This window comes from Streptomyces sp. ADI95-16 (assembly GCF_003721495.1).
Classification (GTDB): Bacteria; Actinomycetota; Actinomycetes; order Streptomycetales; family Streptomycetaceae; genus Streptomyces; species Streptomyces goshikiensis.
In genome coordinates, this window is sequence record NZ_CP033581.1 from 5,312,496 (window position 1) to 5,336,810 (window position 24,315).

General features: G+C 73.1%; 23 protein-coding genes. 15 read left to right on the forward strand and 8 right to left on the reverse strand.

Annotated elements, in window-relative coordinates; all coding sequences use genetic code 11:
- Positions 1-96 precede the first annotated feature (96 nt).
- Entirely contained in the window at positions 97-972 is an 876-nt protein-coding gene (locus tag EES41_RS23900; RefSeq protein ID WP_123080256.1) for a PHP domain-containing protein, read from the forward strand.
- 87 nt (positions 973-1,059) lie between these two features.
- Entirely contained in the window at positions 1,060-1,665 is a 606-nt protein-coding gene (locus tag EES41_RS23905) for a MarC family protein (RefSeq protein ID WP_008737156.1), read from the forward strand.
- A gap of 85 nt (positions 1,666-1,750) precedes the next feature.
- On the opposite strand, the gene EES41_RS41585 is transcribed toward EES41_RS23905, so the two are convergent.
- The 3 genes from EES41_RS41585 to EES41_RS23915 all read right to left on the reverse strand — a co-directional run bounded on the left by EES41_RS41585 (position 1,751) and on the right by EES41_RS23915 (position 4,879).
- Positions 1,751-1,903, reverse strand: coding sequence for a hypothetical protein (locus tag EES41_RS41585; protein ID WP_164495937.1), 153 nt, complete (start codon positions 1,901-1,903; stop codon positions 1,751-1,753).
- Positions 1,904-2,025: 122 nt separating this feature from the next.
- Positions 2,026-2,889 (reverse strand): alpha/beta fold hydrolase, encoded by an 864-nt coding sequence (locus EES41_RS23910; RefSeq protein WP_123080257.1) that lies wholly within the window; start codon positions 2,887-2,889, stop codon positions 2,026-2,028.
- Between the two features lie 85 nt (positions 2,890-2,974).
- The gene (locus EES41_RS23915; protein WP_254211553.1) at positions 2,975-4,879 is read right to left on the reverse strand and encodes a DEAD/DEAH box helicase; all 1,905 of its coding nucleotides are present in this window, start codon (positions 4,877-4,879) and stop codon (positions 2,975-2,977) included.
- A gap of 465 nt (positions 4,880-5,344) precedes the next feature.
- Here EES41_RS23915 and EES41_RS23920 point away from each other — a divergent pair, with 465 nt between their 5' ends.
- Positions 5,345-6,103: a ferritin-like fold-containing protein gene (locus EES41_RS23920; protein ID WP_037790866.1), complete on the forward strand. Its 759-nt coding sequence runs from the start codon at positions 5,345-5,347 to the stop codon at positions 6,101-6,103.
- A gap of 98 nt (positions 6,104-6,201) precedes the next feature.
- On the opposite strand, the gene EES41_RS23925 is transcribed toward EES41_RS23920, so the two are convergent.
- The 4 genes from EES41_RS23925 to EES41_RS23940 all read right to left on the reverse strand — a co-directional run bounded on the left by EES41_RS23925 (position 6,202) and on the right by EES41_RS23940 (position 7,992).
- Positions 6,202-6,504 carry a hypothetical protein gene (locus EES41_RS23925; protein WP_008737147.1) on the reverse strand — a complete coding sequence of 101 codons (303 nt, stop codon included), beginning with the start codon at positions 6,502-6,504 and terminating at the stop codon, positions 6,202-6,204.
- A gap of 129 nt (positions 6,505-6,633) precedes the next feature.
- Complete coding sequence (locus EES41_RS23930; protein ID WP_123080258.1) at positions 6,634-6,861, reverse strand: DUF3107 domain-containing protein; 228 nt, start codon at positions 6,859-6,861, stop codon at positions 6,634-6,636.
- A gap of 141 nt (positions 6,862-7,002) precedes the next feature.
- Positions 7,003-7,650 carry a TetR/AcrR family transcriptional regulator gene (locus EES41_RS23935; protein WP_123080259.1) on the reverse strand — a complete coding sequence of 216 codons (648 nt, stop codon included), beginning with the start codon at positions 7,648-7,650 and terminating at the stop codon, positions 7,003-7,005.
- Positions 7,651-7,776: 126 nt separating this feature from the next.
- Positions 7,777-7,992, reverse strand: coding sequence for a hypothetical protein (locus tag EES41_RS23940; protein WP_123082660.1), 216 nt, complete (start codon positions 7,990-7,992; stop codon positions 7,777-7,779).
- A gap of 143 nt (positions 7,993-8,135) precedes the next feature.
- On the opposite strand from EES41_RS23940, the gene EES41_RS23945 reads away from it, so the two are divergent.
- From EES41_RS23945 to moeZ, 12 genes are all read left to right on the forward strand, one after another.
- On the forward strand, positions 8,136-9,179 hold the full coding sequence (locus tag EES41_RS23945) for an alpha/beta fold hydrolase (protein ID WP_123080260.1): 1,044 nt from the start codon (positions 8,136-8,138) through the stop codon (positions 9,177-9,179).
- Positions 9,180-9,185: 6 nt separating this feature from the next.
- On the forward strand, positions 9,186-10,721 hold the full coding sequence (locus tag EES41_RS23950) for a DUF3152 domain-containing protein (protein WP_254211554.1): 1,536 nt from the start codon (positions 9,186-9,188) through the stop codon (positions 10,719-10,721).
- Positions 10,722-10,791: 70 nt separating this feature from the next.
- Positions 10,792-10,887, forward strand: coding sequence for an Ms4533A family Cys-rich leader peptide (locus tag EES41_RS44240; protein ID WP_322870819.1), 96 nt, complete (start codon positions 10,792-10,794; stop codon positions 10,885-10,887).
- 182 nt (positions 10,888-11,069) lie between these two features.
- Positions 11,070-12,803, forward strand: a complete 1,734-nt coding sequence (locus EES41_RS23955; protein ID WP_123080262.1) for an ABC transporter substrate-binding protein — start codon at positions 11,070-11,072, stop codon at positions 12,801-12,803.
- Complete coding sequence (locus tag EES41_RS23960; RefSeq protein ID WP_123080263.1) at positions 12,800-13,783, forward strand: ABC transporter permease; 984 nt, start codon at positions 12,800-12,802, stop codon at positions 13,781-13,783. The genes EES41_RS23955 and EES41_RS23960 overlap by 4 nt, the downstream gene beginning before the upstream one ends.
- The gene (locus EES41_RS23965) at positions 13,780-14,769 is read left to right on the forward strand and encodes an ABC transporter permease (RefSeq protein WP_123080264.1); all 990 of its coding nucleotides are present in this window, start codon (positions 13,780-13,782) and stop codon (positions 14,767-14,769) included. Before EES41_RS23960 ends, EES41_RS23965 begins: the two co-directional genes overlap by 4 nt.
- Positions 14,766-16,529 carry an ABC transporter ATP-binding protein gene (locus EES41_RS23970; RefSeq protein ID WP_123080265.1) on the forward strand — a complete coding sequence of 588 codons (1,764 nt, stop codon included), beginning with the start codon at positions 14,766-14,768 and terminating at the stop codon, positions 16,527-16,529. The genes EES41_RS23965 and EES41_RS23970 overlap by 4 nt, the downstream gene beginning before the upstream one ends.
- 164 nt (positions 16,530-16,693) lie before the next feature.
- Positions 16,694-18,514: a DUF3492 domain-containing protein gene (locus EES41_RS23975; protein ID WP_254211555.1), complete on the forward strand. Its 1,821-nt coding sequence runs from the start codon at positions 16,694-16,696 to the stop codon at positions 18,512-18,514.
- Positions 18,511-19,413 (forward strand): hypothetical protein, encoded by a 903-nt coding sequence (locus EES41_RS23980; RefSeq protein WP_123080266.1) that lies wholly within the window; start codon positions 18,511-18,513, stop codon positions 19,411-19,413. The genes EES41_RS23975 and EES41_RS23980 overlap by 4 nt, the downstream gene beginning before the upstream one ends.
- 151 nt (positions 19,414-19,564) lie before the next feature.
- Entirely contained in the window at positions 19,565-20,614 is a 1,050-nt protein-coding gene (locus EES41_RS23985; protein ID WP_123080267.1) for an NAD-dependent epimerase/dehydratase family protein, read from the forward strand.
- Positions 20,602-21,354 carry a spherulation-specific family 4 protein gene (locus EES41_RS23990; protein ID WP_174261725.1) on the forward strand — a complete coding sequence of 251 codons (753 nt, stop codon included), beginning with the start codon at positions 20,602-20,604 and terminating at the stop codon, positions 21,352-21,354. Before EES41_RS23985 ends, EES41_RS23990 begins: the two co-directional genes overlap by 13 nt.
- A gap of 63 nt (positions 21,355-21,417) precedes the next feature.
- On the forward strand, positions 21,418-22,596 hold the full coding sequence (moeZ, locus tag EES41_RS23995; protein ID WP_008743835.1) for an adenylyltransferase/sulfurtransferase MoeZ: 1,179 nt from the start codon (positions 21,418-21,420) through the stop codon (positions 22,594-22,596).
- Positions 22,597-22,707: 111 nt separating this feature from the next.
- Here moeZ and EES41_RS24000 read toward each other — a convergent pair whose 3' ends face one another.
- On the reverse strand, positions 22,708-24,297 hold the full coding sequence (locus EES41_RS24000) for an alpha/beta hydrolase (protein ID WP_123080268.1): 1,590 nt from the start codon (positions 24,295-24,297) through the stop codon (positions 22,708-22,710).
- Positions 24,298-24,315: the final 18 nt, after the last annotated feature.

Sequence of the window (24,315 nt, forward strand, 5' to 3'; positions counted from 1 at the left end):
CGGGGAGCGGGGCCCCGACGGCGGGGCGGAGCGGGGGTCCGGGGCGCGGGTATCCTGGGGTGTCCCCCCGTACGCGCGAAACCATGGAGCTCGGCTGTGCGCATCGACCTGCACGCCCACTCCACGGCTTCCGACGGGACCGACAGCCCCGCCGAGCTGGTGCGCAATGCCGCCGCCGCCGGGCTGGACGTCGTCGCGCTGACCGACCACGACACCGTCGGCGGATACGCGGAGGCCATCGAGGCGCTCCACGGGATCCCGGCGGGCCTGACCCTGGTGACCGGCGCCGAGCTGTCCTGCCGGCTCGACGGCATCGGGCTGCACATGCTCGCGTACCTCTTCGACCCCGACGAGCCCGAGCTCGCCCGGAAGCGGGAGCTCGTCCGCGACGACCGCGTCCCGCGCGCCCGGGCCATGGTCGCCAAGCTGCGCGACCTCGGCGTGGACATCACCTGGGAGCACGTCGCCCGGATCGCCGGCGACGGTTCCGTCGGGCGGCCGCACATCGCGACCGCGCTGGTGGAGCTGGGCGTCGTACGCAGCGTCTCCGACGCCTTCACTCCCGCCTGGCTCGCCGACGGCGGCCGCGCGTACGCCGAGAAGCACGAGCTCGACCCGTTCGAGGCCATCCGCCTGGTGAAGGCGGCCGGCGGGGTCACCGTCTTCGCGCACCCGGCCGCCGTCAAGCGCGGCCGGTGCGTTCCCGAGGCCGCGCTGGGCGCCCTCGCCGCCGCCGGTCTCGACGGCATCGAGGTCGACCACATGGACCACGACACCGACACGCGCGCCCGGCTCCGCGGCCTGGCCGGCGACCTCGGTCTGCTGACCACCGGGTCCAGCGACTACCACGGCAGCCGCAAGACCTGTCGCCTCGGGGAGTACACCACCGACCCCGAGATCTACGGCGAGATCACGCGCCGCGCCACCGGGGCCTTCCCCGTCCCCGGCGCGGGCGGAAGCACCGGGCGGTAATTCCCGCCCCTGGCCGCTTTTCCCCGCTTCCCTACCCCGCGGGGCTCGCCCTGTTGTGCACACCCCTCTCTCCTGCAAGGCATCACTGTGTTTGACTTCGCCGTCTTCGGATCCCTTTTTCTCACGCTTTTTGTGATTATGGACCCGCCGGGCATCACGCCGATCTTTCTGGCGCTGACCTCCGGCCGGCCCGCCAAAGTCCAGCGCCGCATGGCCTGGCAGGCCGTGTGCGTGGCCTTCGGCGTCATCGCCGTCTTCGGCATCTGCGGCCAGCAGATCCTGGACTACCTGCACGTCTCCGTCCCGGCGCTGATGATCGCCGGTGGTCTGCTGCTCCTGCTGATCGCGCTCGACCTGCTCACCGGCAAGACCGACGAGCCGAAGCAGACCAAGGACGTCAACGTCGCGCTCGTCCCGCTCGGCATGCCGCTGCTCGCCGGGCCCGGCGCCATCGTCTCCGTGATCCTCGCCGTCCAGAAGGCCGACGGGTTCTCCGGCCAGGTCTCGGTCTGGGCCGCGATCGCCGCCATGCACGTCGTGCTGTGGGTGACGATGCGCTACTCGCTCGTGATCATCCGGGTCATCAAGGACGGCGGTGTCGTGCTCGTGACGCGGCTGGCCGGCATGATGCTCTCCGCGATCGCCGTCCAGCAGATCATCAACGGCGTGCTCCAGGTCATCCACACCTCCTGACCTGCGGCCGGACACACGGACGCCGGACACACGAACGCCCCCGCGACCTTCGGGTCACGGGGGCGTTCGACGTTTTCACGAGGTGTCAGGAGGACGCACTCTCGGCCGGTCGGATCAGAATGCGCTGGCCGATCGCGGCCGCCTGCTGCACGATCCGGTTGACGGAGGCCGCGTCCACGACGGTGCTGTCCACGGCGCTTCCGTCGACATCGTCCAGGCGCAGAATCTCGAAGCGCACGGGCTTCTCCCTTCGTCAGTGTTCTCCATACACAGGGTCCAACGAAGTGTAAGGCGCAAACATTCCCTACGCTAAGGAAATTTTTTCACTGACTAACTATCGGGGCTAACGACCGGCCGGCGTCACCGCGCGGAGGCGTCCCAGAACGCCGCCAGCGCCGCCGCCGTCGCGCCCGGCTCCTCGGCGTTCGGGGAGTGCTCCGTACCCGGGATCACCACCCGCCCCGCGCCGAGGCGCCGGGCCATGTCGTCCATCGCGGAGACCGGCCAGACCGGGTCGCTGACCCCCGACAGCACCAGCTTCGGCAGCTCCGGCGCCACCCGCACCAGGTCGTCGATCCGGTCGGGCTCCGATATCAGCGCCCGGCCGGTGCCGATCAGCTGCTCCGGGACCGTGGCCAGCCACCGCCCGCGCAGGAACTCCAGCATCTCGGGGGAGTCCGGGGCGGCGTCCCGAGGGTCCTGGGCGCGCATGGCCGCCCAGATGGCGGGCATGTCGTCCCCCATCGCCTCCAGGGCGGCGACCAGCAGCTTCGTCCGGCCGCGCTGGTCCTCGCAGACGGCTCCGGGGCCGGTGCTCAGCAGCGCGAGGCTCGCGAACGGTGCAGGGTCGCGCACCACGGCCGTCCGGACGACCAGCCCGCCGAGCGAGTGGCCGAGCAGGTGCAGCGGGCCGGCGGCGCCGAGGGCGCCGGCCTGGGCGAGCACGTCCCGGGCCAGCTCCTCCAGCGTGTACGCGGACTCCTCGCGCGGGCCCGGGCTCTCGTACTGGCCGCGCCCGTCGACCGCGACCACCCGGTAGCCGGCCGCCGCCAGCGGCTCCAGCATGCCGATGAAGTCCTCCTTGCTGCCCGTGTAACCGGGCACCAGGAGGGCGGTGCCGCGCACCGGCGCACCGGCCTCGTGCACGGCGAACTCCCCCCGTGCGGTGGCCAGGAGGTACGCGCGGGCGTCGGAGGGCAGCGTGATGCGCGGCGGCTTGCTCATGTCCCGAGGTTACCGGCCCGTAGGGAGGTACGCAGAAGGCCCCGACCCCCCGGAACGGGGGATCGGGGCCATCCGGCGAGCGGGGTTACGCCTCCGGCGCGGCCTCGGCGACCTTGCGGGTCCGGGTGCGCTTCGGCTTGACCGGGGCCTCCTCGGCGGCGGCGGCGGCGGCAGCGGCGGCCTCGACCGGCGCGGCCTCGGCGACCTTGCGGGTCCGGGTCCGCTTCGGCTTGACCGGAGCCTCCTCGGCGACGACGGCAACAGCGGCGGCCTCGACCGGCGCGGCCTCGGCGACCTTGCGGGTCCGGGTCCGCTTCGGCTTGACCGGAGCCTCCTCGACCACGGCGACGGCGGCGGCCGGGGCCGGAACCTCCACCACGGCGGCCTGCGCCACGACCTCGGCGGCCGGAGCCTTGCGGGTCCGGGTGCGGCGGGCCCTGACGGGCTCCACCGGCGGGGCCATCTGGAAGTCCGGCTCGACGACCGGGGCGGCCGGAGCCACCACGACCGGGGCGGCCTCGACCAGCGTGCCCGGAGCCGACGCACGGGTGCGGCGACGGCGCGGCCTGCGCGGCTCGTCGGCGGCCGGCGCCTCGGGAGCAGCCGGGGCGGCCGGGGTCACCGGAGCGGCGACGACGGCGGCCTCGGAGCCCAGCTCCGAACCACTGCGGGTACGGCGGCGCTGACGCGGCGTACGGGTGCGCGCGGGACGCTCCTCCGCGACCGGCGCGGCGGCGGCGGCCGGGCCGCGACCGCCACGGCCACCGCGGCCGCCGGTCTCGCCCAGGTCCTCCAGGTTCTCGGCCTTCAGGCCGGCCCGGGTGCGCTCGGCGCGCGGCAGGATGCCCTTGGTGCCGGCCGGGATGTTCATTTCCTCGAACAGGTGCGGGGACGTGGAGTACGTCTCGACCGGGTCGTGGAAGTCCAGCTCCAGCGCCTTGTTGATCAGCTGCCAGCGCGGGATGTCGTCCCAGTCGACGAGCGTGACGGCGATGCCCTTGTTGCCCGCGCGGCCGGTGCGGCCCACGCGGTGCAGGAAGGTCTTCTCGTCCTCGGGCGCCTGGTAGTTGATGACGTGGGTGACGCCCTCGACGTCGATACCGCGCGCGGCGACGTCGGTGCAGACCAGCACGTCGACCTTGCCGTTGCGGAACGCCCGCAGCGCCTGCTCGCGCGCGCCCTGGCCCAGGTCGCCGTGGACGGCGCCGGAGGCGAAGCCGCGCTTCTCCAGCTGCTCGGCGATGTCGGCCGCCGTGCGCTTGGTGCGGCAGAAGATCATGGCGAGGCCACGACCCTCGGCCTGCAGGATGCGGGAGACGAGCTCCGGCTTGTCCATGTTGTGCGCACGGAAGACGTGCTGCTTGATGTTGGCGACCGTCACGCCCTCGCCCTCGGGGGAGGTGGCGCGGATGTGCGTCGGCTGCGTCATGTACCGGCGGGCCAGTCCGATGACCGCGCCCGGCATGGTCGCCGAGAACAGCATCGTCTGACGCTTCGGCGGCAGGTAGTTCATGATCTTCTCGACGTCGGGCAGGAAGCCCAGGTCGAGCATCTCGTCGGCCTCGTCGAGGACGAGGGCCTTGACGCGGGAGAGGTCGAGCTTCTTCTGCCCGGCCAGGTCCAGGAGGCGGCCCGGGGTGCCGACGATGACGTCGACGCCCTTCTTGAGCGCCTCGACCTGGGGCTCGTACGCGCGGCCGCCGTATATGGCGAGGACGCGGACGTTGCGGACCTTGCCCGCCGTCAGGAGGTCGTTGGTGACCTGGGTGCACAGCTCGCGGGTCGGAACCACCACGAGGGCCTGCGGGGCGTCGGTCAGCTGGTCGGGCGTGGCCCGGCCGACCTCGACGTCCGCGGGGACGATGACCCGCTCCAGCAGCGGAAGGCCGAAACCGAGCGTCTTGCCGGTACCGGTCTTGGCCTGGCCGATGACGTCCGTGCCGGAAAGGGCGACGGGGAGGGTCATCTCCTGGATCGGGAAGGGGGACACGATGCCGACGGCCTCAAGGGCTTCGGCGGTCTCGGGAAAGATCCCAAGGTCTCGGAACGTAGTCAGGGTGCTGCCTCTTCTGTGAGACGCGGCGCGAGGCGGCGAGGGGGGTCGTACCGTGCCGGGCTTGCAGTACTGCGCCCCCACCTTCGGGGGCGCCACACAAAGCTGCGCGGGACCACTGGCCTTCGCTCAAGCGCTTCTGCCGCTGAGGGGGCCCCTCGTGGGACGCGGTACGCATGAACGTACGCATCACGCCGAGGGCGGTCAGGTGGAGCCGATCGGGCCACCGACCGGGCATCCTCATTCTGATGGCCCGCCGAGTATTCGGCAGGCGCATTACCACTGTACCCCGGATTCGCGCAGCTGTGTTGGGTGAATTCACCTGGGAGTCGCGTTTACACGGGCCGACTGCGACAAGAGGCGGTGCCTTGCGGGCCCTTTCGGCGGGCTATTGTGCGGAGCATGTCGACCGTTGAAAACGCATCGCCCGCCGACGACAGCAACCCCGCCGAGGCGGTCGGAATCGCAGCCCAGGACTGGGCCACCGCCTCCGCCTCGCCGCAGTACCGGGCCGCCGTCGAGGACCTGCTCGGCGCGCTGGCGTACGGAGAGCTCGCGGCCTTCGAGCGCCTGGCGGAGGACGCGAAGCTCGCGCCCACCCTTGACGACAAGGCCGAGCTCGCGAAGATGGCCTCCGCCGAGTTCCACCACTTCGAGCGGCTGCGCGACCGGCTCTCGGCGATCGACGTCGAGCCCACCGCCGCGATGGAGCCCTTCGCCAAGGGCGTCGACGACTTCCACCGCCAGACCGCTCCCTCGGACTGGCTGGAAGGCCTGGTCAAGGCGTACGTCGGCGATTCGATCGCCAGCGACTTCTACCGCGAGGTCGCCAGCCACCTCGACACCGACACCCGCGCCCTCGTCCTCGGTGTGCTCGACGACACGGGCCACGGCAACTTCGCCGTCGAGAAGGTGCGCGCCGCGATCGAGGCCGATCCGCGCTGCGGCGGCCGGCTCGCGCTGTGGGCCCGGCGGCTGATGGGCGAGGCCCTCTCGCAGGCCCAGCGCGTGGTCGCGGAGCGTGACGCGCTCTCCACGATGCTGGTCGGCGGTGTGGACGGCATGGCCGCCGGTTTCGACCTCGCCGCCGTCGGCGAGATGTTCACCCGCATCACGAAGGCGCACACCAAGCGGATGGCCGCGCTCGGCCTCGCCGCCTGAGCCCCACCCGTACGTACGCCGGCCCCGGCGCGGAAGCACTCCGCGCCGGGGCCGACGTACGCCGTGCTCCGGAAGACGGCTACTCGCGGTGTTGGTGTTCACCCCCGCGACGGAAGTGAAAACGGAGCCCGCTGGGGCGACCTCCCGGCCCCCGCCGCGGGACGCAGCAGCAGCGACAGGACGACCGCCGACACCAGCACCCCGCCGCCGAAGACCGCCGGCAGGTTGTTGTGGCCCGGGCCGAGCGCGGTGTGGGTGAGATACGCCCCGAAGAGCGCCCCGAGCATCCCGCTGACCAGCACGATTCCGGGAGCCGGCAGCCGGGTCGCGAGCAGGCGCACGGCCGCCGCGGACAGGGCGAGGCCCAGCAGAGCGGAGCCGAGCACTTCGATCAGCAGCATGGATTTCCCTCCCGAGGTCAGGCAACCGGTTCAACTGCGGTCCTACCCGAAGCGGAAGACAAGGAAACGGCCTGGTGGAATCATCCACCAGGCCGTTTCCCGTGTTCTCGGTGCTTCGCAGCCGACTCCTCAGAGCGCCCCGAAACCGACCTTGCGCGCGCTGGGCTCGCCCAGATCCACGTACGAGAGCCGCTCGGCCGGCACGAGGACCTTGCGGCCCTTGTTGTCGGTCAGGCTCAGCAGCGGCGCCGAGCCGGTCAGCGCCGCGGTGACGATGCGCTCCAGCTCCTCGGCGCTCAGGTCGCTCTCCAGCACGATCTCCCGGGGTGCGTGCTGCACGCCGATCTTGACCTCCACGGCTTTGTCCCTCCGACGGTCCGGTTCGCGCGATCAGCCGCGCCGTACCCGGACCACATTAGCCCGGAGAGGGGACGCGCACGCCGTGCCCGGACACGCTCGCAGCGAACAGCGGCATGTCAGGGGCACGGCCGGACGCCGTCAGACCTGGCCGGCCTCGGCGGCGTGCAGCGGGAAGCCGGCGATGCCGCGCCAGGCGAGCGAGGTCAGCAGACCGACCGCGGTGTCGCGGGCGACCGGGCTCTCGCTCGACAGCCAGTACCGGGCCACGACCTGGGACACCCCGCCCAGGCCCACGGCCAGGAGCATCGACTCGTCCTTCGACAGGCCGGTGTCCTCCGCGATGACGTCCGAGATCGCCTCCGCGCACTGGAGCGAGACCCGGTCGACGCGCTCGCGCACCGCCGGCTCGTTCGTCAGGTCGGACTCGAAGACCAGCCGGAAGGCGCCGCCCTCGTCCTCGACGTACGCGAAGTAGGCGTCCATCGTCGCGGCGACGCGCAGCTTGTTGTCGCTCGTCGAGGCGAGCGCCGTGCGCACGGCCAGCAGCAGCGCCTCGCAGTGCTGGTCCAGCAGCGCCAGGTAGAGGTCGAGCTTGCCGGGGAAGTGCTGGTAGAGCACCGGCTTGCTGACACCCGCACGCTCGGCGATGTCGTCCATGGCCGCCGCGTGGTAGCCGTGGGCGACGAAAACCTCCTGGGCCGCGCCCAGCAGCTGGTTGCGCCGGGCTCGGCGCGGCAGTCGCGTGCCCCGGGGACGCGCTGCCTCCGTCTGCTCGATGGCTGTCACGCCGCCTCCCACTTTCTCTAAGAACACAGTGCGCTCTGCGCCGCGCCGCCATCGTACTTTTCGGTAACCGAATCTGGAGGGTTCAATCCGAGTTTTCTCGCGGTACGGACCGGTCTGACGCGCTGGTCAGCGGTAGTCGTCCTCGTCCAGGGGGACCACCCGGGCCTGCTCGAAGGCGTCCCCGTCGGTCGCTTCGCTCCCGTCCACGGAGGTGAGCGGGTCGTCCTCGCTCGGCTGCAGCTCGGTGTGCTGCTCAGCCGCGTCCGCCTCGGGCGCTTCCGCGTCGAGGGTCTCCCGGAGCTGCTCCCGGAAAGTGTCCGGTTCCGCAGGGTCGACAGTCATGCCGCTCCCCTCGCCTTCCACGCCGCCTGATCGAGCACGGCCGTACTCACTACGAGCCTAGGAGGATCGCGGGGGAGCCGCCAGAGCAGACCTGTGACGGCGAACACAAGAGGCCGGGCGTGATCGTCTCGTAACATTGCCCCATGTCTTCGACCGAGCTGCCGGGCGTACGGGCCAATCCCGAGCCGTCTTCCCAGGTGGGAGCGGTCCGAGTGGCCGACGGCGAGCAGCTGCGCACCGTCCGGTTGTCCGGACTGGAACTGAACGTCCGGGTACGCCCGCCGGAGCGGGAGGGGCTGCCGCCCGCGCTGTTCGTGCACGGACTCGGCGGTTCCTCTCAGAACTGGTCCGATCTGATGGCGCGGCTGGCCGACACCGTCGACGGCGAGGCCCTGGACCTGCCGGGCTTCGGCTGGTCCCCGCCGCCCGCCGACCGCGACTACTCCCTGACCGCGCTCGCCCGCGTCGTCATCCGCCACCTCGACGCCGCCGGGCGCGGGCCCGTGCACCTGTTCGGCAACTCCCTCGGCGGCGCGGTCTCCACCCGCGTCGCGGCCGTCCGGCCGGACCTGGTGAGCACGCTGACGCTGGTCTCGCCCGCGCTGCCGGAGCTGCGCGTGCAGAAGTCGGCGGTGCCGACGGCGCTGTTGGCGCTGCCCGGGGTGGCGGGGATGGTCGGGCGGCTGACCCGGGAGCTGAGCGCCGAGCAGCGCACCCGCGGGGTGATGGGCCTCTGTTACGGGGACCCCGGGCGGGTGACGCCGCAGGGCTTCCGCGACGCGGTCGAGGAGATGGAACGGCGCATGGCGCTGCCGTACTTCTGGGACGCGCTGACCCGCTCCTCGCGGGGCATCGTCGACGCGTACACCCTGGGTGGGCAGCACGGACTGTGGCGCCAGGCGCAGCGGGTCCTCGCTCCGACCCTGCTGATCTACGGCGCCCGGGACCAGTTGGTCTCGTACCGTATGGCGCGCAAGGCGGCCGCGGCCTTCCGGGGTTCGCGGCTGCTGTGTCTGCCCGAGGCCGGGCACGTGGCGATGATGGAGTATCCCGAGGTGGTGGGAGCCGCCTTCAGGGAGATGCTGAGCGACACCGGAGTGGGCGCGGGTGCCACCGACCGGAACGCCGGCAACGACGCCGGCAACGACGCCGGCAACGACAACAACAACGACGACGGCAGAGGCTGACGACCTGTGGGACGACATAGTCGCAAGGAGCCTGCCCCTGGGAGCGGGCCCGCCCCCGCCCGGCCGGTGCCGGCGGAGCCCGCGCCCTACGAGGCGCACGAGTCGTACGGAACGCAGGAGGACTCGGGGGCCTACGAGGCGTACGCGCCGCCGCAGGACTCGCACGCCTCCGCCGACGGATTCGACGCCTTCAGGGCCTCGCGCGACCCGTTCGAGCCGTACGGGCGCACCGCCGAGCCCACCGTCACGCACCGGGGGTACGTGCCCCCGGCGCGGCCCGGGCCGGCGGCGCGCGGCGGGGACCACCCGCAGCTGCGCGAGCCCGGTGGTGCCTGGGGAGCCGCTGCCGAGGCGCCTTCCGCCGACGGCCCCGCCCCCGACGGCCCGGCCGGCGACGCCGTCCACGGGGACTGGCAGGGGGTGCCGCGCACCCGGCTCTCCGGGGCGGCCACCGTCCCGGAAGCCGTCGCACCGGCCTCCGTGACCCCGGCCGCCGGGTTCCCGCGGGTCACGCTCGGGCAGTCGGAGCTCGACGCGGACACCTCCACGGGCTCCCACCGTCTGGTACCGGGGCCCCGCAGACCGGGCGCGCCCGCCGGTCCGGTGACGCGGACCGAGGCGACGGGCCCGTCCGGCCCGGGCCGTCCGGCGACCCCGGCCGACCCGGACGCGCCGGCCGACCCGGCCGAGGGCGAGGAGGTCCCGCCGGCCGGTCCCTCCCGGAGCAGGAAGGCCCGTGTGTACACCGGGATGGCCGCCCTGGCCGTCACCACCGTCATCGCCGTCGTCGTCGCCGGGCAGCTGACGACGACGGGCAAGACCAGGGCCGACGCCGTCAGCGCCGGGGGCGACGCGGGCCGCGCCGTGCCCGGCCAGTCCGCCGCCTCGCGCGGCGACGGCCGTGCCACCCCCGGCGCGGCGGCCCCGGCCGCGCCGGAGCTGACGTTCGAGCAGAAGATGGCCCTGCAGTTCCCCATCGACGCGAAGCTCAAGGGCCCGGGGACCTTCGACACCGTGCCCGGCGTGGCCAAGGCGCCCGGCAAGGGCAAGCTGGTGCGCTACCGCGTCGATGTCGAGCAGGGCCTGGGTCTGGACCCGCAGCTGTTCGCCGAGGCCGTCCAGCGCACCCTCAACGACGACCGCAGCTGGTCCCACAAGGGCGCGATGACCTTCGAGCGGGTCCCGGGCGGCGAGGCCGACTTCGTGATCACGCTGGCCAGTCCGGGGACCACCGGGTTCTGGTGCGCCAAGTCCGACCTGGACACCACCGTCGACAACGTCTCCTGCGACTCCGCGTCCACCCAGCGGGTGATGATCAACGCGTTCCGCTGGGCGCAGGGCTCGGTGACGTTCGGCCCGAACGCGATGTTCGCCTACCGGCAGATGCTCATCAACCACGAGGTCGGACACCGGCTCGGACACGGGCACGTGAGCTGCCGGACGCCCGGCGCGCTCGCTCCGATCATGCAGCAGCAGACGAAGTCCCTGGACCTCGAAGGAATTCACTGTCTACCCAACCCTTGGGTGTTTCCGGGCAGTTGACGGGAAATGGCGGTGCGTGGACCGAATTCGGCATTGACAACCTGTCCGATGATCGGTAATTGTTCTCCGCATGTCGCACCGCCACACCACTTCCGCGAGCGCCGCCATTGAGCGGGCGCTGCTTGGTGTGACCGCGCACAGCGTGTCCGACGTTCTCTGTCGCTGACGCCTGCCTGAGCGCGCGACGCATTTCTTCCTCCTGTTTCGCCGCGCCCGGGCCCGCCCATGCCCGCGGGTGCGGCTTTCCCTTTGACGCCGTTCATTGATCCGGCATTCGACGACTGCCGGACGCTGCCCCTCGCGTGGCCCCCTTCCGCATTCCCCTTCACGCCGAGAGGTCCCTTTCCCATGCTCCGTCAGTCCCACACATCGCGCCGCGTGGCCGCGGTCGCCGTCAGCCTCGTACTGGCCGGGGGCGCCGCGGCGTGCGGGCCCAAGGGCGGTACGGAAAAAGCCGGTTCGGGCTCCGGCGCGCCGGGCGGCGCCCCGCGCGAGGGCGGCACGCTGACCGTCCTGAACGCCGAGCCGCAGAGCGACTTCGACCCGGCCCGCCTCTACACCTCGGGCGGCGGAAACGTTCCCTCGCTGGTGTTCCGTACGCTCACCACCCGCAACCGCGAGGACGGCGCGGCCGGCACCAAGGTCGTGCCCGACCTCGCCACCGACACCGGCAAGGCGAACGCCGACGCCACCGAGTGGACGTACACCCTCAAGGACGGCCTGAAGTACGAGGACGGCACCCCGATCACCACCGCCGACATCAAGTACGGCATCGAGCGCTCCTTCGCCGCCGAGCTGTCGGGCGGCGCCCCCTACCTGCGGGACTGGCTCATCGGCGGCGAGTCGTACGAGGGCCCGTACAAGAACGGCGGCAAGGGCCTCGACTCGATCGTCGTGCCGGACGAGAAGACGATCACCTTCAAGCTGCGCAAGCCCGAGGGCGAATTCCCCTTCCTCGCCACCCAGACCCAGTTCGCCCCCGTGCCCAAGGCCAAGGACACCGGCGTCACGTACGAGGAACACCCGGTCTCCTCCGGCCCGTACAAGGTCGTCAAGAACGACGGCGACGGCGAGCACCTCACCCTGGAGCGCAACGAGCACTGGGACCCGAAGACCGACGAGGAGCGCAAGGCCTACCCGGACAAGATCGACGTCCGCTCCGGTCTCGACGCGGCCGTCATCAACCAGCGGCTCTCCACCAGCTCCGGCGCCGACGCCGCCGCCATCACCACCGACACCAACCTCGGCCCCGCCGAGCTGGCCCAGATCGGCGGCGACAAGCAGCTCGCGGCGCGCGTCGGCACCGGCCACTTCGGCTACACCAACTACCTCGCCTTCAACCCCAAGGTCGCCCCCTTCGACAACCCGAAGGTGCGCCAGGCCATCTCGTACGCCGTCAACCGCACCAGTGTCGTCAACGCGGCGGGCGGCTCGGCGCTGGCCGAGCCCGCCACCACCTTCCTGCCCGAGCAGGAGGCCTTCGGCTTCACGAAGTACGACCACTTCCCGGCCGGCGCCACCGGCGACGCGGCGAAGGCCAGAGAGCTGCTGAAGGAGGCCGGCTTCCCCGACGGCATCAGCATCACCCTGACCCACAACACCGCGCAGAACCGGCAGACCGGCCCCGAGATCGCGACCGCCGTCCAGCAGGCCCTCGCCGCGGCCGGGATCACCGTCAAGCTGGAGGGCCTGGAGAACAACGCCTTCAACGAGCGGCGCTGGGACGCCAAGAACACCCCCGGCTTCTTCCTCTCCCGCTGGGGCGCCGACTGGCCGTCCGGCGGCCCCTTCCTCGCGCCGATCTTCGACGGCCGGCAGATCGTCACCAACGGCTCCAACTACAACCACGCGCAGCTCGACGACCCGGCCGTGAACACCGAGATCGACGAGATCGCCAAGCTCACCGACCTCGCGGCCGCCGGCAAGCGCTGGGGCGCGCTCGACAAGAAGATCGGCGAGCAGGCCCTCGACGTGCCGCTGTTCCACCCGGTCTACAAGCGGCTCGTCGGCAAGGACGTCAAGAACGTCGTCATCAGCGACTGGACCGGCGTCCTCGACATCTCGCAGGTCTCCGTCAAGTGACCGTCCTCCTCGAACCGGCCGCGCCCGCGCCCGGGGCCCTCGCCCCGGGCGCGGGCGCCGCGCCCCGGGCCTGGCGCCGGCTGCGCCGCCGGCCCGCCGCCGTCCTCGCGGGCGGCGCACTGGCGCTGCTCGTCCTCCTCGCCCTCGCCGCGCCCCTGCTCGCCCAGCTCAGCGGCCAGGACCCGAACGCCTACCACGACGACCTCGTCGACTCCGCGCGCGGCGGCGTCCCGCTCGGCTCCTTCGGCGGGATCTCCGGCGACCACTGGCTCGGCGTCGAACCCGGCACCGGCCGCGACCTGTTCACCCGGCTGCTCTACGGGGCGCGGGTCTCGCTGCTCGTCGCCCTCGGCGCGACCGTCCTCCAGGTCCTCCTCGGGGTCGTCGCCGGACTCACCGCCGCCCTCGGCAACCGCCTCCTCGGCCGGCTCATCGCCCGCGTCACCGACGTGATGATCGCCCTGCCGCTGCTGGTGCTCGCCATCGCGCTGACCGCCGTCGTACCGCCCGACTTCCCGCGGCCGCTGCTGCTGGTCCTGGCCATCGGGATCCTCGACTGGGGCGGCGTCGCCCGCATGGTGCGGGCCCAGACCCTCTCCCTGCGCGGCCTCGACTTCGTCGAAGCGGCCCGGCTGTCGGGCAACTCCACCCTGCGGATCGCCCGCCGCGAACTGCTGCCCTCCCTCGCCGCGCCCGTCATCACCCTCGCCGCGCTCAAGGTCCCCACCAACATGGTGATCGAGGCCTCGCTCTCCTTCCTCGGGGTCGGCGTCAAACCGCCCACCCCGTCCTGGGGGCAGATGCTGTCCGGCGCCCAGACCTGGTTCCGCGCCGACCCCGCCTACGTGCTCCTCCCCGCCGGGCTGCTCTTCGTCACCGTGCTCGCCTTCACCGTCCTCGGCGACGGCGTCCGCACGGCCCTCGACCCGCGCGCGGGCTCGCGCCTGCGGGTCGGCACCAGAAAGGAGCGCACGGCGTGACCCGCTTCGTGCTCGGACGGCTCGGCGGGGCCCTGCTGGTCCTGCTCGTCCTCTCCCTCGCCGTCTACGCCCTCTTCTACGTCGCCCCCGGCGACCCCGCCCGCCTCGCCTGCGGGGAACGCTGCAACCCGGCGCAGATCGCCCAGGTGCGTGAGCAGCTCGGACTGAACGACTCCGTCGTCGTGCAGTACCTGCGCTTCCTCCAGGGACTGCTGGCCGGCCGCGACTACTCCGGCGGCGCCGCCGTGCTGCACTGCGACGCGCCCTGCCTCGGATTCTCGTACCAGAACGACCGGCAGGTCACCGAGCTGCTCCTGGAACGGCTGCCCGCCACCTTCTCGCTGGCGCTCGGCGCGCTGGTGATCTGGCTCGTCGTCGGCGTGGGCACCGGACTGCTGTCCGCGCTGCGGCGCGGCGGGGCCACCGAGCGGGTCCTGACCGTGCTCACCCTCGCCGCGACCGGCACCCCCGTCTTCATCCTCGGGCTGCTGCTCCTCATGGCCGTCTGCGCCTACCTCCAGTGGCTCCCCTTCCCGACCTACGTGCCGTTCGGCGAGGACGCCGAGCAGTGGGCGTGGAACCTGCTGCTGCCCTGGATCACCCTCGGCGTCTTCGAAAGCGCCAAGTACGCCCGCATCACGCGCAGTTCCACCCTGGAAACGCTGGCCGAGGACCACATCCGCACCTTCCGCGCCTACGGGGTGGGGGAGCGGGCCCTGGTCACCCGCCACGCGGTGCGCGGCGCCGTCGCGCCCGTGATCGCCCTCAGCGCCGTGGACTTCGGGACGATGATCGGAGGCGCCGTGCTGACCGAGTCCCTGTTCGGCATCCCCGGCCTCGGCAAGACCCTCATCGACGGGGTCCGGGTCGTGGACCTGCCCGTCGTCGTCGGAGTCGTCCTGGCCATCGGCACGGCCGTCGTGATCGCCGGAGCCGTCGCCGACCTGCTGTACGCCGTCGCCGACCGAAGGGTGACCCTGTCATGAGCGACCTCCTCGTGGACGTGCGCGACCTCGTCGTCGACTTCCCGGTCGGGGGCCCCGGCGCGTACGTACGGGCCGTGGACGGCGTCTCCTTCACGATGGGGCCGGGGCACGCCCTGGGCATCGTCGGCGAGTCCGGGAGCGGCAAGTCCACCGTGGCCGCCGCCCTGCTGGGCCTGCACCGGGGCACCGGCACCCGGCTCGGCGGCACCGTACGCGTGGGCGGCACCGACGTCGGCGGTGCCTCCGCCGCAGAGCTGCGCCGGCTGCGCGGCGCCGCCGCCGCGATGGTCTTCCAGGACCCGCTCAGCTCCCTGGACCCGTACTACGCCGTGGGCGACCAGATCGCCGAGGTGTACCGGGTCCACGCGGCCGTCTCCCGGCGGGCCGCCCGCGCCCGCGCCGTGACCGTCCTGGACCGCGTCGGCATCCCCGACGCCGTCCGCCGCTCCCGCGCGCGGCCGCACGAGTTCAGCGGCGGCATGCGCCAGCGGGCGCTGATCGCCATGGCCCTGGCCTGCGAACCGCGGCTGCTCATCGCCGACGAGCCGACCACCGCGCTGGACGTCACCGTGCAGGCGCAGATCCTGGACCTGCTGCACGGGCTGCGCCGGGAGGAGGGGCTCGGGCTGCTGCTCGTCACGCACGACGTGGGCGTGGCGGCGGAGAGCGTGGACGAGCTGCTCGTCATGCGGGACGGCCACGCCGTGGAGCGGGGGCCGGTGGCGGAAGTACTGGCCGGGCCGGCGGACCCGTACACCCGGGCCCTGCTGGCGGCCGTACCCCGGCTGGACGCGCCGCGAAAGCCCCGCCCGGCCCGGGAAACGGCCGCGGGGACGGCCGCCGCGTCCGCCGGGTTGTCGGGGGCGGCGGCGTCGGGTGCGGCGGGCGGCGCCGGTGCGGCGGCCGGTGCGTCCGGGGCGGCGTCGGGTGCGGCGGGCGGTGCCTCCGGGGCGGCGGGCGGCCCCGGGGCGGACGTGCCCGTCGTCGAGGCGCTCGGGCTGCGCCGGGAGTTCGGGCGCGGCAAGCGCCGGGTCACCGCCGTCGGCGGCGTCTCGCTCGCCGTCCGCGCGGGCGAGACCCTGGGCGTCGTCGGCGAGAGCGGCAGCGGCAAGAGCACCCTCGGCCGGATGCTCGTCGGGCTGCTGGAACCCAGCTCCGGACAGGTCCGCCACGCGGGCGACGAAGCCCGCGGCATCCCGGCCGGGGTCCAGATGGTCTTCCAGGACCCGGTGTCCTCCCTCAACCCGCGCCGCTCGGTCGGCGAGTCCATCGCCGACCCGCTGCGCGCCGCCGGGGAACGGGACGAGGCCGCCGTCCGGGACCGCGTCGGGGCGCTCCTCGAACGCGTCGGACTGGAGCGCGGGCACTACGACCGCTACCCGCACGAGTTCAGCGGCGGCCAGCGCCAGCGCGTCGGCATCGCCCGCGCCCTGGCGCCCCGGCCCCGGCTGATCGTCTGCGACGAACCCGTCTCCGCCCTCGACGTCACCACGCAGGCGCAGGTCACCGCCCTGCTGGCGGAGCTCCAGCAGGAGCTCGGCATCGCGCTCGTCTTCATCGCGCACGACCTCGCCGTGGTCCGGCAGGTCAGCGACCGGGTCGCCGTCATGCGCGGCGGCGAGATCGTCGAGGAGGGCCCGGTGGACGAGGTGTACGAGCGGCCGGCGCACCCCTACACCCGGCAGCTGCTCGACGCGGTACCGCTCCTCGACCCGGAACTCGCCGCCGCCCGCCGCCACAGGGCCGTAGGCCCTTCCTAGCGCGCTCGAACGCGAACCGTACGGGAAAGTTACGACTCTTCACCCCTTCCGGTGGCGCGACGGACAACCGTCCGTCGCGCCTTCGGCATATCCGCTTGAGTTCTTCCGCGGCGGGTCGCCGGACCGACGACGACCGCCTGGACGGGAGATCGGGGGTGCCACTCGTGCGGATCGGACTGCTCACGGAAGGTGGTTATCCGTATGCGACGGGAGAGGCGAGGCTGTGGTGTGACCGGCTGGTGCGCGGGCTCCCGCAGCACGAGTTCGAGCTCTACGCGCTGAGCCGCAGCGCCGAGCAGGAGGAACACGGCCGGGTCCTCCTGCCGGAGCACGTCACGCGCGTCTGGACCGCCCCGCTGTGGGCCCCCGCCGACGACGGCCGCAGCTACAACTGGCGCGAGCGCCGCCGCTTCGCCGAACGCTTCCGGGAACTGGTCCGCGGGATCTGCGAGGGCGAGGCCGAGCCCTTCGCCGCCGGACTGTACGGACTGGCCGAACTCGCCCGGGAACAGGGCGGGCTGTACGCGGCGCTGCGCTCCGAGACCGCCGTGCGGGCCGTGGAGTCGGCCTGCCGGGCGCCGGGCGCGAGCCGCGCCGTACGGACCGCGCAGGTGCCGGACCTGCTGGAGTTCGTTGACGAACTGGAGCGCGCGCTGCGGCCGCTGTCCCTCGACTGGTACGAGGAGCTCGGCGCGGTGGACGTCTGCCACGCGGCCGCGGGCGGGGTCGCGGCCATCCCCGGACTGCTGGCCAAACGCTTCTTCGGGGTGCCGCTGCTCGTCACCGAGTACGGGGTCCGGCTGCGCGCCCACTACCTGGAGCACTCCGACGGGAGGCGGCGGCCCGCCGTACGCGCCCTGCTCGCCGCCTTCCACACCCGGCTCGCCGGCGAGATCTACGCCGAGGCCGACTTCCTGACCCCCGGCAACGCCCACGCCCGGCGCTGGCAGGAGCGCTGCGGCGCCAGCCGGGACCGGCTGCGGACCGTCTACCCGGGGATGGAGGCGGACCGATTCGCCACCGTCGGGGAGGCCCCCGACTCCGGGGACCCGGACACGCTGGTGTGGGTCGGCCGGGTGGAGCCCGCCAAGGACCTCATCGCCCTGCTGCACGCGTTCGCCGAGGTGCGGCGGGCCGAACCGGGCACCCGGCTGCGGATCTTCGCGACCGGTGCGGCGCCCGACTACCTCGCCGACTGCCGGTCGCTGGCCGCGCAGCTCTTCCCGGACGAGGCCGCCGACGCGGTCACGGCGGGGGAGAACCCCGTCACCTTCGAGGAGATCGGCGGCCCCGACGTGCCCTCGTCGGCCGACGCGTACGGGGCCGGGCGGGTGGTCGTGCTGTCCTCCGTCGTCGAGGGCTTCCCGATCACCCTGGCCGAGGCCATGTTCTGCGGCCGGGCCACCGTGTCCACCGATGCGGGAGCGGTCTGCGAGGTGATCGGCGGGACCGGGCTCGTGGTGCCGCCGCGCAACCCCCGGGCGCTGGCCGACGCCTGCCTGTCGCTGCTGCGCGACCCGGCCCGGGCGCGGCGGCTGGGCGCGGCCGCGCGGGCGCGGGCGCTGGAACTGTTCACCATCGAGCAGAACGTGGCCGCCTTCCGGGAGATCTACCTCCAGCTGCTGGCCCGGGGCCCCGCCCGGCCGGACGGGGACGTCCCGTTCGCGCAGCCGCCCGAGGCGCGGGTTCCGGGCCACTGGACGACGCCGACGTGGGCGCCGGTGCCGGTGGCGGTGCCGGACTCCACGGGGCCGGCGGGCGCCGGCGGCGCGGGCGCGGATGCCGAACGGGCCGGTGCGGGTGCCGCTGTGGGTACCGGGCGTGCCGGTGCGGGTGCGGGTGTGGGTACCGGGCGTGCCGGCGCGGGTGCGGGTGTCGGTGCCGGGGGTGCCGAACGGCCTGGTGGCGGCGGGGGCGTTGTCGGCGCTGCGGGCGGGGGCGACGCCGCCGCTGAGGCCGCGCGGAGCTCGGAGGCCGCCGTATGAGCGTCGAGGAAGCGGTACCCGTGACCCCCCGGCGGCGGCCCGCCGGGGACCCCGTCAAAACCCTGCTCCACCGGCACCGGGCGCTCTGCGAGCGGGCCGTGGACCCGCTGGAGATCGCCGCCGGCCTGGAGGCGCACGGCCTCACCGACCGCACCGCCGCGCGGTTCCGGCACCGGGACGTCTTCTCCCTCGCCGAGGAGCTGTACGCGCGGACCCCGCGCGGGGAGGCCCCGCCGGGCCCCGCCCGACCGGCCCGTACCGCGGCCCCGCGGGCGCTGCGCCGCCTCGGGTACGCCCTGCTGCCCGGGGCCCTCGCCCTCGGCGTGAGCGCCGCCGGGGTGGCGTGGGCCGGGCCCGTCGCGGTGGCGGCGGTGGTCGCCGCCCTGGTACGGCCCGGCCGGACCGCCGGGGGGCGGTTCCCCGGGCTCGCGCACCTGCTCGCCGCGCTCACCGTCGGCTGGGCCACGTACCGGCACGGCGCCGTCCTCGCCGTCGCCCTCGCCCTGACCGTCCTGCCCGGGTACCTGGCCGCCGCCGGATACGCGGCCCTGGCCCGGCGCAGGCTCGCCGGGAGCCGGGCCCTGGAGGAGTTCGCCGCCGGGGCGAGGCCGCTGTTCCTCGGGGTGCTCACCCTGTTCACCGCGGCCGCCGCGGGGGCGGCCGCGCTCGCCGGGGCGCCGCTCGCCGAGGCCGTACCGCTCGCGGTGCTGCTGTTCCTGACCCGGCTGCTGCTCAGCCACGGAGCCCGCGGCGCCCACCGCAGGTCCGTCGCCGCCGCGCTGGTCCTCGCGCTGATCCCGGCCGCGGCGGCCGCGGCCGCCGCGGGGCTCCTCGTACTCGCCGTCCTCGCGCTGTCCCGCGCGTCGGCGCACGCACCCGTCAGGGACGACCGGCCCTGACACCCGTAACCCCTCTGTCCCCCCTGTCCCCTCTATCCCCAGTCCTTTCGCCACCCGTCCTTCGGAGCCGACGCCGAAGCCCCGTACCCCCTACCCACCGACCAAGGAGAAACAGGATGACCGGCCAGCCAACCAACCAAGGGGCCGCGCGATGAGGGTGCTGCTGATCGGAGCCAACGGATACCTCGGCCGCTACGTCGCGGACCGGCTGCTCGCCGACCCCGCCGTCCAGCTCACCGCGCTCGGCCGCGGTGACGACGCCGACGTCCGCTTCGACCTCGCCACCGGGAGCCCCGGCGCGCTCACCCGGTTCCTCGACGCCGTCCACCCGGGCGTCGTCATCAACTGCGCCGGCGCCACCCGCGGCGGCGCCCGGGAACTGACCCGGCACAACACCGTCGCCGTCGCCACCATCTGCGAGTCGCTGCGCCGCAGCGGCTGCGGGGCCCGGCTCGTCCAGCTCGGCTGCGCCGCCGAGTACGGGCCCAGCCAGCCCGGGTCGTCCACGGCCGAGGACGCCGTGCCGAGACCCGGCGGGCCGTACGGCGTCAGCAAACTCGCCGCCACGGAGCTGGTCCTCGGGTCCGGGCTGGACGCGGTCGTCCTGCGGGTCTTCTCGCCCGTCGGACCCGGCACCCCGGCCGGGTCCCCGCTCGGCCGCCTCGCCGAGGCCATGCGGCGGGCGATGCAGGCCGGGGACGGCGAGCTCAAGCTGAGCGGGCTCGGCGTGCAGCGCGACTTCGTGGACGTACGGGACGTGGCGCGGGCCGTGCACGCCGCCTCGCTCTCCGCGGCCCAGGGCGTCGTGAACATCGGCACCGGCCGCGCGGTCCGGCTCCGCGACGCGGCGGCCGTGCTCGCCAGGGTCGCCGGGTACGGAGGCTCGCTGTACGAGCTCGACGTACCGAACACCGGGGACCGGCAGCACGGCGCCGGTCACGGACCCGGCCACGGTCCCGGCTCCGGACACGGCCACCCGGGACGGACGGCCGGCCTGGCCGCGATCGGCTCCCCGCGCTCCGAGGCGACGCCCGAGCAGCTCGCGGGCGCGCTGCCGCCCCCGTACCCCTACCCGGACGGCTGCGGCGCCTGGCAGCAGGCCGACGTACGCACGGCCCGCGACCGGCTCGGCTGGCGGCCCCGGATCAACCTGGAGGAGTCCCTCGCGGACATCTGGATGGAGGCGGCGTGCCGCATCTGACCACCCCGCCGGGGGCCCGGCTGCCGGGCGCCCGGGCCGGCGGCATGGGCTTCGGGATCCCCGGGTACGCGCACCCGCTGCTCGCCCCGGTGGAATGGGCCGAGCTGACCCGGCCCGGGACCCCGCTGCACTGGGCCGTGCTCAACGTGACGGACGGGCCGGGCGGCCGGCCCGACCCGCACTGCACGGAGGCGGCGGCCAAGCTCCGGGAGGCCGGCGGGACCGTACTGGGCCATCTTGCGATGCGGGACGGGAAGCGGTCCTTCGGGGAGCTGGTCTCCGACGCCCACCGCTTCCGGGACTGGTACCGGGTGGGCGGGTTCTACCTCGCCGACGCCCCGGCCGACCGGGAGGAACTCGAAGCGGTGCGCCGGGTCGTGGACGCCCTGCGGGGGCTCGGCGACGGGCTCCGGATCGTGCTCGGGCACGGCACCCACCCGTACGCGGGCTACGCGGACGCGGCCGACCAGCTGGTGACCTTCTCCGGGGGGTGGGCCGACTACCGCTGGTCGCAGGTGGCCGAATGGACCTCCGACCACCCGCCGGAGCGGTTCTGCCACCTGGTGCACGGGGTGCCGCGCACGCATCTGGAGGAGGCCGTCCGGATCGCGCGCTGGCAGGGCGCCGGCACCGTCTGGTTCACCGACCGCAGGGGCGCCGGGGACCGGGACCCATGGGCCTCGATGCCCGCGTACTGGGACGAAATCGTCTCACGCATCGGACTGGGTGTCTCGGAATGAAGAGGGGCGTGGCAGTGTTACGGGAAGAACAACCGTTCAGACATAGCAATCTACGGAGTCCCCGTGTCGCTGCCACCCCTGGTCGAGCCGGCTGCTGAGCTCACCGTTGACGAGGTCCGTCGGTACTCCCGCCACCTGATCATCCCGGACGTCGGGATGGACGGCCAGAAGCGCCTGAAGAACGCCAAGGTGCTGGCCGTGGGCGCGGGCGGCCTCGGCTCGCCCGCCCTCATGTACCTGGCCGCGGCCGGCGTCGGCACGCTGGGCATCGTGGAGTTCGACGAGGTCGACGAGTCGAACCTGCAGCGCCAGATCATCCACAGCCAGGCGGACATCGGCCGTTCCAAGGCCGAGTCGGCCCGTGACAGCGTGCTGGGCATCAACCCGTACGTCAACGTGGTCCTTCACGAAGAGCGGCTCGAAGCCGAGAACGTGATGGAGATCTTCAGCCAGTACGACCTCATCGTCGACGGCACGGACAACTTCGCCACGCGCTACCTCGTCAACGACGCCTGCGTACTGCTGAACAAGCCGTACGTATGGGGTTCGATCTACCGCTTCGACGGCCAGGCCTCGGTCTTCTGGTCCGAGCACGGGCCGTGCTACCGCTGCCTGTACCCGGAGCCGCCGCCGCCGGGCATGGTCCCGAGCTGCGCCGAGGGCGGCGTGCTGGGCGTGCTCTGCGCGTCCATCGGGTCCATCCAGGTCACCGAGGCCATCAAGGTCCTCACCGGCGTCGGCGAGCCGCTGGTCGGCCGTCTGATGATCTACGACGCCCTGGAGATGCAGTACCGCCAGGTCAAGGTCCGCAAGGACCCCGACTGCGCGGTCTGCGGCCCGAACGCGACCGTCACCGAGCTCATCGACTACGAGGCCTTCTGCGGCGTCGTGTCGGAGGAGGCCCAGGAGGCGGCCGCCGGCTCCACGATCACTCCGAAGCAGCTCAAGGAGTGGATCGACGGCGACGAGCCGATCGAGATCATCGACGTCCGCGAGGTCAACGAGTACGAGATCGTCTCGATCCCCGGCGCGAAGCTGATCCCCAAGGGCGAGTTCCTGATGGGCACGGCCCTCCAGGACCTGCCGCAGGACAAGCGCATCGTCTTGCACTGCAAGACGGGTGTCCGCAGTGCGGAAGTCCTCGCGGTCCTGAAGTCCGCGGGCTTCGCGGACGCGGTGCACGTCGGCGGCGGCGTCATCGGCTGGGTCCACCAGATCGAACCCGAGAAGCCGGTCTACTAGGCCGCACCGGAAGCCGTACCGGGAAGGGCCGTGCCCGCGCCGAAACGCGCGGACACGGCCCTTCTCTCACGTCCGCTTCTCTCACGTCCGTTTCTCTCACGTCCGCTTCTCTCACACCCCGAGGGGCTCGGGAGGGGCGGAAGGCGCAACCGACGGAGTCTTGGTCGGCGTGCATACGGTGTTCGCGCCCGGCACCTTCCCGTCCAGCAGGTACGAGTTCACCGCCGCCTGCACGCACGCGTCGCCGCTGTTGTACGCGCCGTGCCCCTCGCCCTTGTACGTGAGTTCCACCCCGACGCCGGGGCCGAGCCGCTCCACCATGTTGCGGGCGCCCTCGTACGGGGTCGCGGGGTCCCCGGTGTTGCCGATCACCAGGATCGGCGCGGAACCCGGGGCGGACACGTCCGGGGTCTCCCACGCGCCCGGAACCGGCCAGTCGGTGCAGCTCATCAGCGCCCAGCCGAGGAAGTCCCCGAAGACGGGCGAGGCGGCGCGGAAGGCCGGCAGCTTGGCCTTCGTCTGCGCCAGCGAGTAGCGGTCCTTGAAGTCGGCGCAGTTGATCGCCGTGTTGGCCGCGCCGATGTTGCTGTAATTGCCGTTCTGATCCCGGCCGTTGAGCGCGTCGGACAGCGCCATCAACAACTGCCCCTGCCCGCCCTCGGCCTCGTCCAGCCCCTGCTCCAGCAGCGGCCAGAGCTCCTTGGAGTACAGGGCCTGGGCGATGCCGTTGGTGGCGGCGGACTCGGTCAGCTTCCGGTCGCCGATACCGGGGATGGGGTGCGCGGCGAGCTCCTTCTGGAGCTTGATGATGTTGTCCTCGATCTCCTTGGCGGTGCTGCCCTGGATCCGGCAGTCGTCGCCCCGGTTCACGCAGTCCTGCGCCCAGTTGCCGAGGGCCAGCTGGAAGCCCTTCGCCTGGCCGAGCGCCCCCTCCTCGGAGGTCTTGGTCGGGTCCACGACGGCGTCGAAGACGGCCCGGCCGACGTTCTTCGGGAAGAGGTGGGCGTAGACCCCGCCGAGTTCGGTGCCGTAGGAGATCCCGAAGTAGTTCAGCTTCTCGTCGCCGAGGGCCTGGCGGATCCGGTCCAGGTCGCGGGCGGCGTTCTCGGTGCCGACGTGCGGCAGCACCTTCCCGGAGTTCGTCTCGCAGGCCTTCTGGTACTGCTTGATGCCGTCGACGAAGGCCTTCTCCTGCTGCGCGGAGGCGGGGGTGTTGTCCTGCGCGTAGTACGCGTCGAGCTGCTTGTTGTCCTCACACCGGACGGGCGCGCTGCCGCCGACCCCGCGCGGGTCGAAGCTGACCAGGTCATAGCGCTCGCGCAGCGCCTCGTACTCCTTGGCCGCGCCGGGGAGCGTACTGATCCCGGATCCGCCGGGCCCGCCGAAGTTGAAGACGAGCGACCCGAGCCGCTTCTCCTTGTCCCGCGCCTTCGCGCGGATGAGCGCGAGCGGAATGGTCTCCCCCTCGGGCTTCGCGTAGTCGAGGGGCACGTGCAGGGTGGCGCACTGCCAGTCCTTCGGCGGCGCCTGCCCACCCCCCTCGGCGGGGGTCGGCGCCTCGCACTCCCCCCACTTCAGCGGCTCGGCCCCCTCGGTCCCGCCGGCCCTGGTCTCCTGCTCCCCGCCACTGTCGGAACAGCCCCCGGCCAGCCCCACGGCGACGACGACGGCAACGGCGGCCCGCAGCACATTTCTCGACATGCCCCCATCCTGCGTTCC